The following is a 15,949-nucleotide window of genomic DNA, read 5'->3' on the forward strand; positions in this document are numbered from 1 at the left end:
GGGTTGCTGACGTATTCCGTCTTTGCTCGCGACCGGTACGGAGGAAGCAATGGTCTTCCACGGTCGAACACGACAAAACGGAAGATCTGAAATATGCGCAGGCCTGTTTGGCCGTGCCCCGGCAATCCTGGGCGGCTCCGGACTCGATCGTAGCGATAACGTGCTCTACGGAACATGCGGCCTCAGCCGATGGCGAGATCGACGGTAAACGGTACGAGAGGCCCACGGAGCCACGGACTTGGTGCGGACGGCCTACGCACCGCGCTTGAAGCGTATAGGCATCCAGAACTGCCGGAGGGCCTCGACGGTTGCTGGAATGTTGCGCCAGGCGTTTTGGATGATGGGCTGCGTTCCCAGCGTGCGCCGGGCCGGGGGTAGCAAGGGTCGACCGGCGTCGTCGATGCAATGGACCAAGATCGGCCGCAGCATAAGGTGTTCGGTTCCATTCGGGGGGAGAAGCCGCGACCAGACGAGAAGCCGAAGCTTCATGACGGCGTAGAAGCCCATGCACCAGGGCTGCGGGTCGACTTCGCCGTCCGGTGATCGCACGAACAGCGGCTCGAAGCTCTCCGGTCTCGTCGACAGCGTCTCGCTGATAGCGTTGTGGCGCATCAGCGTGGCGGCGATTGCCGAGAACTCCTCGGTGTCGTGATTGAAGGCGTCGGGATCTACGCCGAGGAGCGGGCACACCCATTCCTCGGACGCCATCGAGACCGGCCCGGCGACGACCGCGGCCACCGCGCCATCGAGCATGGAGAGCGACGTCGCCCGCGGATGCCGAAGCGTCGGCGACCTGGCGCGCTTGCTGATCCATTGCCCGAGCCGTTCGAACGACATGGCATAGTCCGCCATCGTCGTCTTGCGTGCTTTTCGCGTTCCCCGCCCTTGCTTCGGCTTCGTCATGCCACGGCCCGCTTTTCGGCTTCGCGTGCGGCCTTCCAGTTCCAGGCCAGAAGTTCGTGAAGCTGGTTGGTCTTCGTGGCGCCGCTCACCATGCGATCGAGAACGTCGACGAGATACGCCTCGGGGTCGAGGCCATTCAATTTCGCTGTGTTAAGAAGCGAAGCGAGTATCGCCCAGGTCTCGCCCCCGCCTTCGTCACCACTGAACAACGAGTTCTTTTTTCCGATCGCAATTGGCCTGATCGATCGTTCGACCGTGTTGGTGTCCGGCTCGAGCCGCCCGTCATCCAGGAACGTCGTCAGGCCCTGCCAGCGTTCGAGCATGTAGTCGATCGCCTTGATGAGCGTCGAGCGGCGGGAGATCCCGTCCTTCACCGCGATCAGACGGGCCCTCAACGCCTCCATCAGCGGCTTCGTCTCGGCCTGTCGCGTCGCGCGGCGTTCCCCAGCATCGAGACCGCGGATCCTCTCCTCGATCGCGTAGACGGCCGCAATGCGCTCGATGACCTCCGCGGCGAAGGGTGAGTTCGTCGTCTTGTGCACCCTCACGAAGTTGCGGCGCGCGTGAACGAGACAATACGCCAGCTGGATCTGGCCCGACATCATCGCATCGCCCGCCAGCGAGGCGTAGGCGGCATAGCCGTCGACTTGCAGCACGCCTTCGAAGCCGGCTAACTGCGCCACGATCTCCTTTTTGCCGCGACCACCTGCGAACACGTAGGCGACCGCCGGCGGCGCCGGCCCCTTCCACGCCCGATCGTCCGTCGCGTGCGCCCAGAACTGGCAGATCCTCGTGCGGCCGCGTCCCGGATCGAGCACTGGCATCGGCGTCTCGTCGCAGAACAGCCGCTCGAAGCCGTGCATAGTCTTCAGTTGCAGATCGTAGAGGCCCCTGACCAGCCACGCCGCGCTCCCCATCCAGCGCGCCAGCGTCTGACGGTCGACGACGACACCCTGACCCGCCAGGATCTGCGTCTGGCGATAGAGCGTCGATTGCCAGGCATATTTGGCCGCGGCGATATGCGCGATCAGCGCCGTCGTTGCCATGCCGCCCTCGACGAGCCGCGCCGGTGCCGGGGCCTGGACAATCGGGCCCTCACAGGAGCGGCAGGCGTATTTTGGACGGATCGTGCGGAGCACACGCAGCCACGCGGGAACCCGATCGAGCGCTTCGCTGCTCTCCTCGCCGATCCGATGCATCTGACCCGTGCAGCACGGGCACAGCGTGGACGCCGGCTCGATCACCCGCTCGACCCGAGGCAGATGCGCCGGCAGCGCGCCGATGTTGCGCTTCGCTTTGCGCCGCTCCGGCCGCGGCGCGTCCGGTTTGTCGTCATTGGCCGGGAGCTGTGAGCCGGCGGTCCGTTCCAGATCAAACGCGATCTGTTCGGCGCAGACGATCGCCGCGCGCTCCGATCGTGCGCCGAAGATCAGGCTCTTCAACGTGGCGATCTCTGCGCGCAGATCATCGTTCTCGCCTTCGAAAGCCAGCACCATCTCGGCAAGAGCCGCAGGGTCAGAGGGGAGATCTTCGGGGCGAAGCGCCATATCGCAGAGCTACACGAACGCACTCGCAATCGCCAGCAAAACAAGACGCTTCAGGCAACCTTCGTCGGCCGCTTCGTCACCTTCGGGACCACACGCGACCACTCCGCAAGACCTTCAATCAGCATCGCCAGTTGCGCCCCCGTCACCGGCATCGTACCCTCGCGAACAGGTGGCCAGGCAAAGCCCCCATTCTCCAGCCACTTCGTCGCTAGAACCATTCCCGAGCCGTCAAAAACCAGTAGCTTCAAACGATCCGATCGCTTCGATCGGAAGACATAAACGTCACCGCTGTAGGGCTTGCCGCCTAATCCCTCCGCTACCAGCGCGACAAGGCCATGAACGCCTTTACGAAAGTCAATCGGCTGCGTCGCGACGAACACACGGACCATTGGACCGAAAGAGATCATCGCGTCGATCTCACCGCCGCCAGCACGCGCTCCAGCGTCGCGGCGTCGACGCCGACGGGCACGCGCACCGTCGCGCCCGCGATCATCACCTCGATCCGCTCGGCCGGATCCGTCAGAACATGCGCCTTATCGATCGCGTTCGGCTGCGCCTCGACGGCGGCCTCGAGCCTGACTTGCACGAACTGCGGCGCTTCGCTCGACGCGAGCCGCGCCTGGCGCCGCCACACACTGAGCAGTCCCCGGTTCACCCCGTTGCGTCGAGCCACCTCGGAAATGCTCGTCTCCGGATCGGCACTCTCGGCCACGATCCGCGCCTTCTCCGCATCGCTCCAACTGCGCCGTCGCCTCTCCCCTGTGATCACCTCGATCCGCTGATAGGAGGCGGCATCATGCCCGTCTTGATGTCTGTCTTGATGCATGGAACGAGCGTCCCTCGCGTTGTCAAATCCACGCGCGAGTCTCGCTCATCCCGTCCACCTAAACGAGGTGGGGTCGTCGTACCGCTATCGATCGACGGATGGCATAGCAAACTCTTATGGTAGCTTACCGCATTGCACAACGACATGTTGCGCTCTCATCGACTCGGGTGCGAGCGTTGATACATTTCTTGGAGCGCGTTGCTAACATTGCCCGGACAGTCCAGATCGGGCGTCACGAGCAAGTGTCGCCAGATCGGTTTCGAGCTTCGGTTGATTCAAGAAGATTGCGTCTATTAGCGCCTGCGCCGGCTGCTCGGCGGACTCAACCAGCGCCGCCCTCTCGGCCCGCGCAGGGGGAGCGAACACACGTTTGACGACAGTCGGCGAGCCCTTGAGCCCACATTTGGAGATGTCTTCGACACCTGCATCTTGCGCGCTCCATTTCACGATTTTGGCTCGCGCGGCACGCAAGGCATCCGCCATCGCGCCTCGCCGAATCTGATTCGTCGCCTCAAGCATGGTGATGAGGCAGGGCAACCTAGTGTGCAGAACCTGCACACCGCCTTCCGAGCGCCGCTCCGCTTCAATTGTTTCATTGGCGACGTCCACGGATCTGACCTTCGCAACGTAAGTTAGCTGCCCTACGCCCAGTCGCTTCGCGATGCCAGGACCAACCTGCGCTGTATCGCCGTCGATGGTCTGCTTTCCGGTGAAGATGAGGTTTGCCGGACCATATGCCTTGCCAATTTTCCGGATCGCTGTTGCAAGCGCATACGTAGTGGCCAGCGTATCCGAGCCCGCAAAGCAGCGATCAGTAAGTAGGACGGCGCGATCAGCACCATAAGTCAGCGCCTTTCGCAACGACTCCTCTGCCGATGGCGGCCCCATGGTAAGCACGGTAATTTCGCCACCGAACCGATCGCGCAGCCCCAGCGCGGCCTCGAGCGCGAATAGGTCATACGGGTTGATGATGGTCGGCACTCCCTGACGCATGATTGTATTGGTCACGGGGTGCACGCGGATCTGCGCCGAGTCCGGAACTTGCTTGATGCAGACAATATTATGCAAGGTGTTGCTCCTAAAGTTACGTCAGCTGGGAAGAGAACAGCAAGTGTTGTACCATCCCCGCCGCTTGGGACCGCTCGCTGTCACAAGGCTTAAGACCGGGTAGTGCGCCCTCTCTACCCCGCGCTTCCTGAAAGGGATGCCGGCACAAAGCAGGCTCGGACAGCGCTGTTTCGCAGCACCACGCTGGCAAGTGGCGGCGGGACTGCTTGCGGATTGACTGCCGCTAATCCCCTGCAGGCCCGGACCGGTCGAGGGTCATTAAGCATTGCGTTCGCCAATCCGGCTTGATTGAGATAAGGATGATAGCTCTTTGCATTTCGAGCAACCGGCGGTTCGCGATTGTGCGACTCGCAAGTGAGGCTCTCCGCCCCATCTGTCGCTGAATAGTTGAGCCCTTCTCGGGGTCGCGGCAAGCCGACGCCCCCGGCGGTCCATTCCCCTCAGATTGCTAGATTAACTACGCGGACCGTCTTCACTTATCGATTTGGCGGAATCAGTCCAGGCCGATGCGGGGCGCTCAGAACCGCTTTATCTCGATTCCGTATTTCCTCAGCGCGTAGCCGACTTGGCGCGGGGTTAGCCCGAGTAGGCGCGCTGCCTTGGCCTGCACCCAGCCAGACTTTTCCATAGCCGCAACGACCCGCTCGCGATCAGCCATTCTCGCACCACTAACGAGAACTGTGCCGGAAGGTGCCAATGAGCCCGGTTCGCAGACAGCCTGCGGCGGAGGGGCCGTTTCAGCCAGCGGGATGATGGACTTTGCAGGCACCGGTTGCATCGGTGCCGCCGGGTCTGTCTTGCCATACGATGTGCTTTTCCAAAGCGTCGTGGAAAGGCATTGGCCTTGGCTGCATGCAAAGTCACTTCTTACAATCGATGATCCGGCACTGAGTGTCGCGGTCCGCTCGATGCAGTTCTCGAGTTCGCGGACATTTCCCGGAAATTTACAGCTCATCAGTACATCGATCGCACTCGCCTCCAGAGTAAGAGAGCGGCCGTTCTCGCTGTTAAACTTTCTGAGGAACTCTCTTGCGAGCAGCGGAATATCACTGCGTCTTTCGCGAAGCGGCGGCAACAACAAGGGAACTACGCTAATACGATAGTAGAGGTCCGCGCGGAATTCGCTCCTTGCCACAGCCTCTTCAAGGTTCCTGTTGGTCGCAGCTATCACCCGAACATCGACTTTAATCGTGTGATTGCTGCCGACGCGCTCGAACTCCTGCTCTTGCAGAACTCGCAGCAACTTCGCCTGGAACGGAGGTGAGATCTCTCCGATCTCGTCAAGAAATAGCGTCCCTTTGTCAGCAAGCTCGAAGCGCCCCTTGCGGGCGCTGACAGCACCGGTAAAGGCACCTTTCTCATGGCCAAACAATTCCGATTCCAGGACCGTCTCGGGGAGCGCCGCGCAATTCAGCTTAACGAACGGCCGCTTAGCACGAACGGACGACTCGTGAATGGCCTTGGCTACCAGCTCCTTCCCGGTACCGGATTCGCCACGCAGCAGAACCGTGCTGTTTGATCTGGCTACAACGACAATCTTCTCAAGCAGTGCGCTCAGCGCCGGGCTGTCGCCAATGATCCCGTGTGCCTGAAGCTGCTTGCGCTCGCGAGCGGGCGGCCCACGATCAACTGCCTGTTTCTCTAGCCGGTCCTTGTCCACCAACGATTGTTCGCGATCGCCGGCGAACAAGCGATGTAACTTGATCGTTTGTCCTATCACGTTCGCGACCATGGCGAGCAGCCGCGCGTCGTACTCGAGAAGACTTGAACTGCCTTCCGGGATACGGTCGATCGTCAGCGTACCAACGACCGTCGAATCAACGCGAATCGGGACCCCGATGAACGCTACCGGTATACTATCAGAGGCGCCGAGAACCTCCCGGTCGGCAGCGCTGAAGGCCGTCTCGGCGGCTACATTCTCGACCATAAGAGACCTGCCTGTCGCTACGATCTCGTGGATTGCTTTCTGCGGCACGCACGTCCGGTAACGTTCGTCAGTGCCTTCGCTCCAGCCGGCGCCAACTGTAAGTTCTGGAACGCCGTCATCGTTGAACAGCGAGACGAGGCCGTGTCGCATCTGCACAAACGATTGCAGAAGACCGAGAACGTTGGCCAAGGTGACTTCGAGCCGGCCGGGAGCATTTAGTATTTTCGATATTTCGTAGATGCCGGCCAGCGCGCTCTCATGCGACGGCTCCCCCGGGGGGGCACGCTCCGGTTCCGGCTGCGAGGCAGGTCTTTCGCTCGAGGAGGGGATATGCAGCATAAGCCTGTCTCCGTTTCCTTGATCATCCTCCCTGGACCCATGTCCGGATTGGCGAGGTTCGTTTTGCATGTCACTCTCGATCTAGCGCCAAGTGTTGACGAGATGACATCGAACCGTGACACTTTTTCATGGCACGACAGTAAACTTGCCGTGTGCCTTCGATTCATTTTCTGTTGATTGTATGCGCGTGGTCAGCGGAGAACGTGAGTCCGTTGGGAAGCTCAAGTCAGCTTCGCCGCCGGGCCGGCCGCTTCACAGATGCTGGCCACCGTTGATCGGCACCTCGGCACCCGTAACATAGCTCGCCGCATCCGAGCATAGGAAGAAGATGACCTTGGCCACTTCGTCCGGAGTACCCACTCTGCGCAGCGGGATACTTGCCACGACGCGCGCTTCCGCGTCGGGCGACAGCATGTCGGTCCTGATTTCGCCGGGCGCGATCGCATTGACGCGAATGCCATGCGGCGCATAGTCGCGGGCCAATTCGCGTGTGAGGCTCGCAAGCGCAGCTTTCGAGGTCGCATAGGCGCTACCGGCGAATGGGTGCACCCGCAAGCCCGCGATTGAAGTCACATTCACGATCGATCCTGACGCGGCTCTTAGCTCATCAAACAAACCCTGCGCCAGCAGGATCGGAGCCACCAGATTAAGATGAAAGACCCTCATCCAGGTATCGGTTGAGGTGGTCAACGATGTCATCCGATCGCCTGTGGGCGTTTTCGGCGACACACCCGCATTATTCACCAGCGCGTGCAAGGGCGCACCGGCCAAGCGTTTCTTAACCTCGGTGATTGCGCGCGGCAGCATTCGATGATCGCCGAGGTCGACCTGGAAATGATCGTCATTCCCAGCCTCCCAGGGGCATCGCTCGCCGTCGAACGGTTGGCGTGCGCAAGAAATGATGCGCCAGCCTGCCTCCGAGAATAGCTTGGCAGTGGCATGGCCAATTCCGCGCGATGCCCCGGTGAGTAACATCACCTTCGGTTCTCCACGATCAACGCGCGCATTAACGGCGTCAACGAGGCGATCCAAATGTGCTTCGGGCAGCGGACCTCGGATCAGATTGTCATTTGGCAGATCGAGACCCACGGCCGCCTCCTCTACTTTTGCGCCCGCGCACGCGTAGCAGGATTTGCGCCACTGCGATGTACGTAAATGCGCTTCCGTTTTGCGTCCTAATGTCGCGCACGCGGAATGCTTGGCGCATTCAAGACAGCGGAGGTGAGCTTTCTGACAGCGATGGTGACTCTGCTACGTAAGTTCGCGAGCACTCGCCCGCTTCATGAAAGGGCTACCCAGCCCGCGTTCGCTTTCACGATCGCACAACCGTACGAGCCTGCGGCTGGCCGGCGCCTCTCGTCGAAGTCGAAAAATGCCCGGGGATAACGGCCACGGCCATTAGCCGCCCCAACATAAAACTGATGTACCAAGCTTGCACGTTAGATTCGTCGGCGGCCACTTTTGATCTATCGCGCCATGCTCTGAGCGGCACTGGATTTCGCGGCGCTAGTTCCAAGCATGAGCTGGCGAGCTGAAATGTTCATCCGTGATTGAGCGTTGTTTAGCTTCCGTCTGCGGCCCGCCCGAAGCGAAGACGAAGGCGTGCTCCTTCTGTAAAACGCAGCGGCACTTTAGGGCCGTTGTTGTCGAAGCCGCGCCTTAGCCGAACGCATTCGGCCGCGGCTTCGTTCTCTTCGCCCCTGGAACGATAGCGGTACGACGACCCCACCTCGTTTAGGTGGACGGGATGAGCGAGACTCGCGCGTGGATTTGACAACGCGAGGGACGCTCGTTCCATGCATCAAGACAGACATCAAGACGGGCATGATGCCGCCTCCTATCAGCGGATCGAGGTGATCACAGGGGAGAGGCGACGGCGCAGTTGGAGCGATGCGGAGAAGGCGCGGATCGTGGCCGAGAGTGCCGATCCGGAGACGAGCATTTCCGAGGTGGCTCGACGCAACGGGGTGAACCGGGGACTGCTCAGTGTGTGGCGGCGCCAGGCGCGGCTCGCGTCGAGCGAAGCGCCGCAGTTCGTGCAAGTCAGGCTCGAGGCCGCCGTCGAGGCGCAGCCGAACGCGATCGATAAGGCGCATGTTCTGACGGATCCGGCCGAGCGGATCGAGGTGATGATCGCGGGCGCGACGGTGCGCGTGCCCGTCGGCGTCGACGCCGCGACGCTGGAGCGCGTGCTGGCGGCGGTGAGATCGACGCGATGATCTCTTTCGGTCCAATGGTCCGTGTGTTCGTCGCGACGCAGCCGATTGACTTTCGTAAAGGCGTTCATGGCCTTGTCGCGCTGGTAGCGGAGGGATTAGGCGGCAAGCCCTACAGCGGTGACGTTTATGTCTTCCGATCGAAGCGATCGGATCGTTTGAAGCTACTGGTTTTTGACGGCTCGGGAATGGTTCTAGCGACGAAGTGGCTGGAGAATGGGGGCTTTGCCTGGCCACCTGTTCGCGAGGGTACGATGCCGGTGACGGGGGCGCAACTGGCGATGCTGATTGAAGGTCTTGCGGAGTGGTCGCGTGTGGTCCCGAAGGTGACGAAGCGGCCGACGAAGGTTGCCTGAAGCGTCTTGTTTTGCTGGCGATTGCGAGTGCGTTCGTGTAGCTCTGCGATATGGCGCTTCGCCCCGAAGATCTCCCCTCTGACCCTGCGGCTCTTGCCGAGATGGTGCTGGCTTTCGAAGGCGAGAACGATGATCTGCGCGCAGAGATCGCCACGTTGAAGAGCCTGATCTTCGGCGCACGATCGGAGCGCGCGGCGATCGTCTGCGCCGAACAGATCGCGTTTGATCTGGAACGGACCGCCGGCTCACAGCTCCCGGCCAATGACGACAAACCGGACGCGCCGCGGCCGGAGCGGCGCAAAGCGAAGCGCAACATCGGCGCGCTGCCGGCGCATCTGCCTCGGGTCGAGCGGGTGATCGAGCCGGCGTCCACGCTGTGCCCGTGCTGCACGGGTCAGATGCATCGGATCGGCGAGGAGAGCAGCGAAGCGCTCGATCGGGTTCCCGCGTGGCTGCGTGTGCTCCGCACGATCCGTCCAAAATACGCCTGCCGCTCCTGTGAGGGCCCGATTGTCCAGGCCCCGGCACCGGCGCGGCTCGTCGAGGGCGGCATGGCAACGACGGCGCTGATCGCGCATATCGCCGCGGCCAAATATGCCTGGCAATCGACGCTCTATCGCCAGACGCAGATCCTGGCGGGTCAGGGTGTCGTCGTCGACCGTCAGACGCTGGCGCGCTGGATGGGGAGCGCGGCGTGGCTGGTCAGGGGCCTCTACGATCTGCAACTGAAGACTATGCACGGCTTCGAGCGGCTGTTCTGCGACGAGACGCCGATGCCAGTGCTCGATCCGGGACGCGGCCGCACGAGGATCTGCCAGTTCTGGGCGCACGCGACGGACGATCGGGCGTGGAAGGGGCCGGCGCCGCCGGCGGTCGCCTACGTGTTCGCAGGTGGTCGCGGCAAAAAGGAGATCGTGGCGCAGTTAGCCGGCTTCGAAGGCGTGCTGCAAGTCGACGGCTATGCCGCCTACGCCTCGCTGGCGGGCGATGCGATGATGTCGGGCCAGATCCAGCTGGCGTATTGTCTCGTTCACGCGCGCCGCAACTTCGTGAGGGTGCACAAGACGACGAACTCACCCTTCGCCGCGGAGGTCATCGAGCGCATTGCGGCCGTCTACGCGATCGAGGAGAGGATCCGCGGTCTCGATGCTGGGGAACGCCGCGCGACGCGACAGGCCGAGACGAAGCCGCTGATGGAGGCGTTGAGGGCCCGTCTGATCGCGGTGAAGGACGGGATCTCCCGCCGCTCGACGCTCATCAAGGCGATCGACTACATGCTCGAACGCTGGCAGGGCCTGACGACGTTCCTGGATGACGGGCGGCTCGAGCCGGACACCAACACGGTCGAACGATCGATCAGGCCAATTGCGATCGGAAAAAAGAACTCGTTGTTCAGTGGTGACGAAGGCGGGGGCGAGACCTGGGCGATACTCGCTTCGCTTCTTAACACAGCGAAATTGAATGGCCTCGACCCCGAGGCGTATCTCGTCGACGTTCTCGATCGCATGGTGAGCGGCGCCACGAAGACCAACCAGCTTCACGAACTTCTGGCCTGGAACTGGAAGGCCGCACGCGAAGCCGAAAAGCGGGCCGTGGCATGACGAAGCCGAAGCAAGGGCGGGGAACGCGAAAAGCACGCAAGACGACGATGGCGGACTATGCCATGTCGTTCGAACGGCTCGGGCAATGGATCAGCAAGCGCGCCAGGTCGCCGACGCTTCGGCATCCGCGGGCGACGTCGCTCTCCATGCTCGATGGCGCGGTGGCCGCGGTCGTCGCCGGGCCGGTCTCGATGGCGTCCGAGGAATGGGTGTGCCCGCTCCTCGGCGTAGATCCCGACGCCTTCAATCACGACACCGAGGAGTTCTCGGCAATCGCCGCCACGCTGATGCGCCACAACGCTATCAGCGAGACGCTGTCGACGAGACCGGAGAGCTTCGAGCCGCTGTTCGTGCGATCACCGGACGGCGAAGTCGACCCGCAGCCCTGGTGCATGGGCTTCTACGCCGTCATGAAGCTTCGGCTTCTCGTCTGGTCGCGGCTTCTCCCCCCGAATGGAACCGAACACCTTATGCTGCGGCCGATCTTGGTCCATTGCATCGACGACGCCGGTCGACCCTTGCTACCCCCGGCCCGGCGCACGCTGGGAACGCAGCCCATCATCCAAAACGCCTGGCGCAACATTCCAGCAACCGTCGAGGCCCTCCGGCAGTTCTGGATGCCTATACGCTTCAAGCGCGGTGCGTAGGCCGTCCGCACCAAGTCCGTGGCTCCGTGGGCCTCTCGTACCGTTTACCCTGGAACGTTGCGGCAATGACAGCCCGCGGGCCAGAAAATCGTCGCCCGGAGAAGAACTTCCACGGCTATCGGACGTAAAGAGCGGCGGTGAGATCGATCACGCGGGTTTGCGACTTTCACGAAGCCATAAGCGCTTGCGAGTTGTCTTCAATCAGGATCAACCGGCCCGGATCGTTCAAATCGAATTCTATAACGCGTGGGGCGAAAAGACGCGCATAGCGCGTAAAAGCGCTCGTTGGCGGAAAACGGATCACCGTGTCGCAGCGGGCAAGGAGATACATCTCGGTGAGGGCAGAAAAGCCGCCTTCAGCTCCGAGGGCGGGATGGTGCAATGGGCCCGCTTGAGGCGCCTGGAACTGCTTTGGAATCGCGAAGACATCGGGAAATTTAACCGAAACCTGCTCGAGGACGAGCGCACTGTCCGTGCACAGGAACGCCCTCACAGGTTTTGCGTGGGATAAACTCCTGGCCTCATCAATGGCATTGTAGATCTGCCGCAAGGCGCGCTCCGTGTCCGCCCAGTAAGGGGCATGCCCCATAATATCTTCGCCATTGCCATGCCGGACATGAATGCCGATTACGCTGTACGGCTCAAAGTGCTCGCGGTAGATAGCATCAATCCGGGCCTGAATTTCAGGCCGCGGCTTAATACTCCGGAAGATTTCTCGTTCCGCTTCCTGATCGCAGCGCCACATCAGGCAGGCATCACACACAACCGTGTTAGCGTCACTATCTCTCTGACTTTGGAACAGTTGATCGAGTTGATCGCGTTCCCTGAAAATCTGCTCGTCCGGTCGATAGATGCAATCGAAAGATGGCTTGTTCCACCATGTTGGAAAGAATGGTCCTGGAAACGAACGCGTATTGATGTCGTCATCGCAAATTACTCGCACTCCGCCAATGTCTTCAACCGGTTCGAAGAAGACTGGAAAGGCATTGGTGAATGGTTCATCAAGATAACAAGATCCCCGCCAATCAATGGCTAGCGTCCGTCCTGTCTGCTTTGCAAATCGCCAGGCTGCCGCGAGTGACCACAGACAGTCGCCAAACCCCGTACGTCGCCGGGACACTACGAACCGATCATTGCTCGAACCGCTAACCATCTGCCTTGCCTTTTCGCGCGCTCCTGGTTGGACAAGAGACGTCAGTACAGACGTCTCGCGTATCTTCTCGCCCGGCGTCACGGCCTGAAATCGCGGTGCCGGCGAGCTGCATCGGCAGAACCTCATAGCAGGGCTATCCGTGACGGGCCGCGTTCTCTCAATACGATCGTCCTTTCTTCAACGGTGTTGCATCGACCTGCCCGAAGCCCGATGCCCGATGCCCCGCTCTGCATCGGATGGCCTGGTCCCCTCACATGCACGCATGGGCGTGGCCATGCGCATGAGTCATGGCTATGTTCCGCTTTGTACATTATCGTGACCGCAAGCCGCGTGCAGCGGATGCAGGCGAACGCCCCGAAGCTCCCATACGAGCCGCAATTCCTTCACAAGATCTTCACGCTTGGCCTGGTCCAGCAGGGCTGTGTCGAAAAGCGACCCGAGCGACGCCTCGCCCTCGATTCGCATCAAGATCTCGAAAAGCTCAGGTGAGATACGCATACTAGAGTGGGCGGAATGTCCCATGCGGATCTCGCAGACCGTTTCCTGCCGATCTGGCGCTATGTGGGAGCGAACACGATGAAGGGATGCGTACGGCGGCAATGACGCAGCCAGCGCACTCCAATCCTGCAGTGATGCTGGCCGCTTCCTGACGAGGAACGGCCCAACAACAAGTCCGTCCAGATCAGTCGTCAAAAACGTGGTGATCGCATCTGACACGGACTGCACGATCGGCTCGGCATTGTTGTTAAATGAGGTATTTAGAAGAATCGGAAGGCTCGTTCGCTGCTTGAACGCATTAATGACGTCCCAGTAGGCGGGGTTTGTCTTGCGCGATACGGTCTGCAGCCGAGCCGTCCCATCAACGTGCGTGATCGCACCGAGCACGTTACCCTTGGCTTCACGCACGCGAACTACGAAGTTCATGAAGGGGAGCTGCCGCGTGCCGTCGGGGAGCTCAAAGAACTCGCTCGCATCCTCCTCTAATGCAGATGGCGCAAAGGGGCGATAGCTCTCGCGCTTCTTGACCACCGCGTTGATGCGATCCTTGTTTTCCGCAGGCCGCGGGTCCGCTAGAATGCTGCGGTTACCAAGCGCACGTGGGCCGAACTCAGAGCGCCCCTGAACCCAGCCGATTACAGCGCCATTTGCCATCCAGTCCGCCGCACTGGATGCTATGTCATCACTTCGTTGAATGTCGAGGTGGCCTGACCATGCGTTGAGCTCAAGCTCTGTGGCTTGCTCGTTCCCAAGATCGGGCCCCCAATAAACGTCCGGCAGTCGCTCGCGCGGCGCTGGCCTGCCTAGCTCGCTTGATACCATTAATGCAGCGCCGAGTGCGCAACCGGCGTCGTGCGCCGCGGGTTGAACAAAGATGTCGTCAAATAGCCCGGAATAAAGCAGCTTACCGTTCAGCGTGCAATTATGGGCCACCCCGCCAGCTAGGCACAGGCGTGTCATGCCCGTCGCTTTACGATGGTGCCGCAGGGTGTGAAACACGATCCGCTCCAGCGCTTCCTGCAGCGACGCGCTGACATCTCGATGCTGTTGGGTGAATGGCATTCCCTTTCGCCGAACCTGGATGTTGCGCAAAAGGGCTGGTCCGATTCGATCCAGGTGAACGCGATAGCCACCGCTGTCCAACAACTCGTAGAACTGCGCGAAGAGCTCGCGATAGCGATCGGGATCACCATACGGTGCAAGCCCCATCACTTTGTATTCGTCGAACATCCCGCAGCCGAGATATCGGATCGTCTCGAGATAGAACAGCCCAAGAGAGTTGTGTTCCGGGAAACTTACAAGCTGCGCAATTACGGTCCCGGACCCTACCGCCATTAAGCCTGAGAGAAAATCGCCCCCGCCGTCGATCGCAAACACCAGACTTTGCTCGAACCCGGACATGGCAAACGCGCTCACGGCATGTACTTCGTGGTGATTCACGAAGGAACCCCGGACGGATCGATCTCGGCCCCGAATTCCCGTGCCAACAGCTGCCGCAGCAACAGTTTGGGGTCCAACGGAACGGGCTGAGAAACAGAAAGGCGCTCGAGCATGGCTTTGCAGTAAGCTTCAGTCGCGTAGAACGCGATACGGTCGATGTCGCCGAGCTCGACTCCTGCGGTAGAAAGGCAGTATCGGATCGAATTGCTGGGGAACTTGTTGGAGTGCTTGACGCGGTTGAGGCGCTCCTCTTCGACAGCAGCAATTACGCGGCCGTCCTGCACAAGTACCGCAGCGCCATCGTGAAGAAATGTATTCGGCAGCTCCGGAGAGCTTTCATAGATTCTGTCAAGGCCGCCACTCAGTCCTATGCTCAACATCCCGTTCTCCATGGAAGGCCATGCCGTCCCACCGATCTAATCTGTACAGTCACGCGCAGCCGGTGCGCGTGCCAGGCAGCACAACACGACTTTGCAAGGTCCGATCGGCCGAACAGGCGGCCGTAGAGCTGGCTCGATCGCGGCTTCTCAAGGCCGTTTCACAAGCTGCTGTGACAGACCAGGTCACTCGCGAGCTACCGCGGAACGCATCATGACACTGCATCGCTTTGACTTTCTCCGTTTCGCTGAACTCACGTCAACGCAGCAGGCGGCGCCGAAATAACGCGATCGACGCGAAAAAGGGCAAGACCGCGTAAACGCAGAGCGCGCCTACGTGTAGGGCGGCATTGTCGGCGCCGCGCTCAAGCATCACTGGGCGAATAAGGTCGACCGAATGTGCCAGCGGCAACAAGCCGGCAAAGTGCTGAAATGAGTCGGGCATTTGGCTCGTCGGAAAGACCGCGCCACACAAGAACACCATGGGCGTAAGGACGAGCGACTGGTAAAACACGAAGTAATCGTAAGTTGGCGCAAGAGATATGACGACCATTGCCAGGCTGGCGAAGACAAGGCCCGTAAGGGCGATTGTCGGTATCGCACAAAGAACCGACGTCCAGGATGCATAACCCAGGGTGGCAGCGACAATCCCGATTGCTGTCCCGGCTAGAACGGACTTACTGGCCGCCCACACCAACTCACCTAGAACGATATCGCCAAGCGTGAGCTGTGTGAACAAAATTCCCTCCCAGGTGCGCTTGACATCCATCCGAGCAAAGGCTGCGTACAGAGTTTCAAAGGTCGCGGATGTCATAGCGCTAATCGCGACCATACCCGCCGCCAAAAACGCAATGTACGAAGTCCCCTCAACCCGTCCCACAATGAGTCCGAGCCCAAAGCCAAGGCCAAACAGATTGGTTATGGGATCTGCGAGGTTGCCGAGAAGCGATGCAAGCGCGACTTTCCTCCATGCCAAGTAATTTCGACGCCATACCGCGGTCCAATTGTACGCATTAGCCGGCATGACCGACGCATAACCATCATCCATCGC

General features: G+C 60.7%; 13 protein-coding genes and 1 pseudogene. 4 read left to right on the forward strand and 10 right to left on the reverse strand.

What is annotated here, in order from left to right; genetic code table 11:
- Positions 1-252: 252 nt before the first annotated feature.
- The 7 genes from J4G43_RS43705 to J4G43_RS43735 form a co-directional block, all read right to left on the reverse strand.
- Positions 253-903, reverse strand: coding sequence for a UPF0149 family protein (locus tag J4G43_RS43705; protein ID WP_063712394.1), 651 nt, complete (start codon positions 901-903; stop codon positions 253-255).
- On the reverse strand, positions 900-2,450 hold the full coding sequence (tnpC, locus tag J4G43_RS43710; RefSeq protein WP_035681142.1) for an IS66 family transposase: 1,551 nt from the start codon (positions 2,448-2,450) through the stop codon (positions 900-902). Before tnpC (J4G43_RS43710) ends, J4G43_RS43705 begins: the two co-directional genes overlap by 4 nt.
- A gap of 50 nt (positions 2,451-2,500) precedes the next feature.
- Positions 2,501-2,857, reverse strand: coding sequence for an IS66 family insertion sequence element accessory protein TnpB (tnpB, locus tag J4G43_RS43715; RefSeq protein WP_018273742.1), 357 nt, complete (start codon positions 2,855-2,857; stop codon positions 2,501-2,503).
- Positions 2,854-3,276, reverse strand: a complete 423-nt coding sequence (tnpA, locus tag J4G43_RS56240) for an IS66-like element accessory protein TnpA (RefSeq protein WP_018273743.1) — start codon at positions 3,274-3,276, stop codon at positions 2,854-2,856. The genes tnpB (J4G43_RS43715) and tnpA (J4G43_RS56240) overlap by 4 nt, the downstream gene beginning before the upstream one ends.
- A 201-nt stretch (positions 3,277-3,477) precedes the next feature.
- Complete coding sequence (locus J4G43_RS43725) at positions 3,478-4,344, reverse strand: electron transfer flavoprotein subunit beta/FixA family protein (protein ID WP_028181712.1); 867 nt, start codon at positions 4,342-4,344, stop codon at positions 3,478-3,480.
- Positions 4,345-4,861: 517 nt separating this feature from the next.
- Positions 4,862-6,610: a nif-specific transcriptional activator NifA gene (nifA, locus tag J4G43_RS43730; RefSeq protein ID WP_408581394.1), complete on the reverse strand. Its 1,749-nt coding sequence runs from the start codon at positions 6,608-6,610 to the stop codon at positions 4,862-4,864.
- Positions 6,611-6,862: 252 nt separating this feature from the next.
- The gene (locus J4G43_RS43735) at positions 6,863-7,699 is read right to left on the reverse strand and encodes an SDR family NAD(P)-dependent oxidoreductase (RefSeq protein WP_208088603.1); all 837 of its coding nucleotides are present in this window, start codon (positions 7,697-7,699) and stop codon (positions 6,863-6,865) included.
- Positions 7,700-8,406: 707 nt separating this feature from the next.
- On the opposite strand from J4G43_RS43735, the gene tnpA (J4G43_RS56245) reads away from it, so the two are divergent.
- The 4 genes from tnpA (J4G43_RS56245) to J4G43_RS43755 are packed head-to-tail and all read left to right on the forward strand — an operon-like array spanning position 8,407 to position 11,430.
- Complete coding sequence (gene tnpA, locus J4G43_RS56245) at positions 8,407-8,829, forward strand: IS66-like element accessory protein TnpA (protein WP_018273743.1); 423 nt, start codon at positions 8,407-8,409, stop codon at positions 8,827-8,829.
- Complete coding sequence (tnpB, locus tag J4G43_RS43745; RefSeq protein WP_018273742.1) at positions 8,826-9,182, forward strand: IS66 family insertion sequence element accessory protein TnpB; 357 nt, start codon at positions 8,826-8,828, stop codon at positions 9,180-9,182. Before tnpA (J4G43_RS56245) ends, tnpB (J4G43_RS43745) begins: the two co-directional genes overlap by 4 nt.
- 50 nt (positions 9,183-9,232) lie before the next feature.
- The gene (gene tnpC, locus J4G43_RS43750; protein ID WP_035681142.1) at positions 9,233-10,783 is read left to right on the forward strand and encodes an IS66 family transposase; all 1,551 of its coding nucleotides are present in this window, start codon (positions 9,233-9,235) and stop codon (positions 10,781-10,783) included.
- Positions 10,780-11,430 (forward strand): UPF0149 family protein, encoded by a 651-nt coding sequence (locus tag J4G43_RS43755; protein ID WP_063712394.1) that lies wholly within the window; start codon positions 10,780-10,782, stop codon positions 11,428-11,430. The genes tnpC (J4G43_RS43750) and J4G43_RS43755 overlap by 4 nt, the downstream gene beginning before the upstream one ends.
- Positions 11,431-11,596: 166 nt before the next feature.
- Here J4G43_RS43755 and J4G43_RS43760 read toward each other — a convergent pair whose 3' ends face one another.
- The 3 genes and pseudogenes from J4G43_RS43760 to J4G43_RS43770 form a co-directional block, all read right to left on the reverse strand.
- Positions 11,597-12,709, reverse strand: coding sequence for a nodulation protein NodZ (locus J4G43_RS43760; protein WP_321576301.1), 1,113 nt, complete (start codon positions 12,707-12,709; stop codon positions 11,597-11,599).
- Positions 12,710-12,874: 165 nt separating this feature from the next.
- Positions 12,875-14,901 (reverse strand): annotated as a pseudogene (locus J4G43_RS43765) (carbamoyltransferase family protein).
- Between the two features lie 256 nt (positions 14,902-15,157).
- A complete protein-coding gene (locus J4G43_RS43770) occupies positions 15,158-15,946 on the reverse strand; it encodes an ABC transporter permease (protein WP_011084828.1) in 789 nt (262 codons plus the stop codon).
- Positions 15,947-15,949 lie beyond the last annotated feature (3 nt).

The sequence above is a fragment of the Bradyrhizobium barranii subsp. barranii genome, assembly GCF_017565645.3.
GTDB classification, from domain to species: domain Bacteria; phylum Pseudomonadota; class Alphaproteobacteria; order Rhizobiales; family Xanthobacteraceae; genus Bradyrhizobium; species Bradyrhizobium barranii.

What these genes read in the sequence shown, in the direction of transcription:
- tnpA (WP_018273743.1), top strand. Translation starts at nt 8,407, where the DNA reads ATGCATCAAGACAGACATCAAGACGGGCATGATGCCGCCTCCTATCAG.
- tnpB (WP_018273742.1), top strand. Translation starts at nt 8,826, where the DNA reads ATGATCTCTTTCGGTCCAATGGTCCGTGTGTTCGTCGCGACGCAGCCG.
- tnpB (WP_018273742.1), bottom strand. Translation starts at nt 2,857, where the DNA reads ATGATCTCTTTCGGTCCAATGGTCCGTGTGTTCGTCGCGACGCAGCCG.
- tnpC (WP_035681142.1), bottom strand. Translation starts at nt 2,450, where the DNA reads ATGGCGCTTCGCCCCGAAGATCTCCCCTCTGACCCTGCGGCTCTTGCC.
- J4G43_RS43760 (WP_321576301.1), bottom strand. Translation starts at nt 12,709, where the DNA reads ATGAGGTTCTGCCGATGCAGCTCGCCGGCACCGCGATTTCAGGCCGTG.
- J4G43_RS43755 (WP_063712394.1), top strand. Translation starts at nt 10,780, where the DNA reads ATGACGAAGCCGAAGCAAGGGCGGGGAACGCGAAAAGCACGCAAGACG.
- tnpA (WP_018273743.1), bottom strand. Translation starts at nt 3,276, where the DNA reads ATGCATCAAGACAGACATCAAGACGGGCATGATGCCGCCTCCTATCAG.
- J4G43_RS43770 (WP_011084828.1), bottom strand. Translation starts at nt 15,946, where the DNA reads ATGGATGATGGTTATGCGTCGGTCATGCCGGCTAATGCGTACAATTGG.
- J4G43_RS43705 (WP_063712394.1), bottom strand. Translation starts at nt 903, where the DNA reads ATGACGAAGCCGAAGCAAGGGCGGGGAACGCGAAAAGCACGCAAGACG.
- tnpC (WP_035681142.1), top strand. Translation starts at nt 9,233, where the DNA reads ATGGCGCTTCGCCCCGAAGATCTCCCCTCTGACCCTGCGGCTCTTGCC.
- nifA (WP_408581394.1), bottom strand. Translation starts at nt 6,610, where the DNA reads ATGCTGCATATCCCCTCCTCGAGCGAAAGACCTGCCTCGCAGCCGGAA.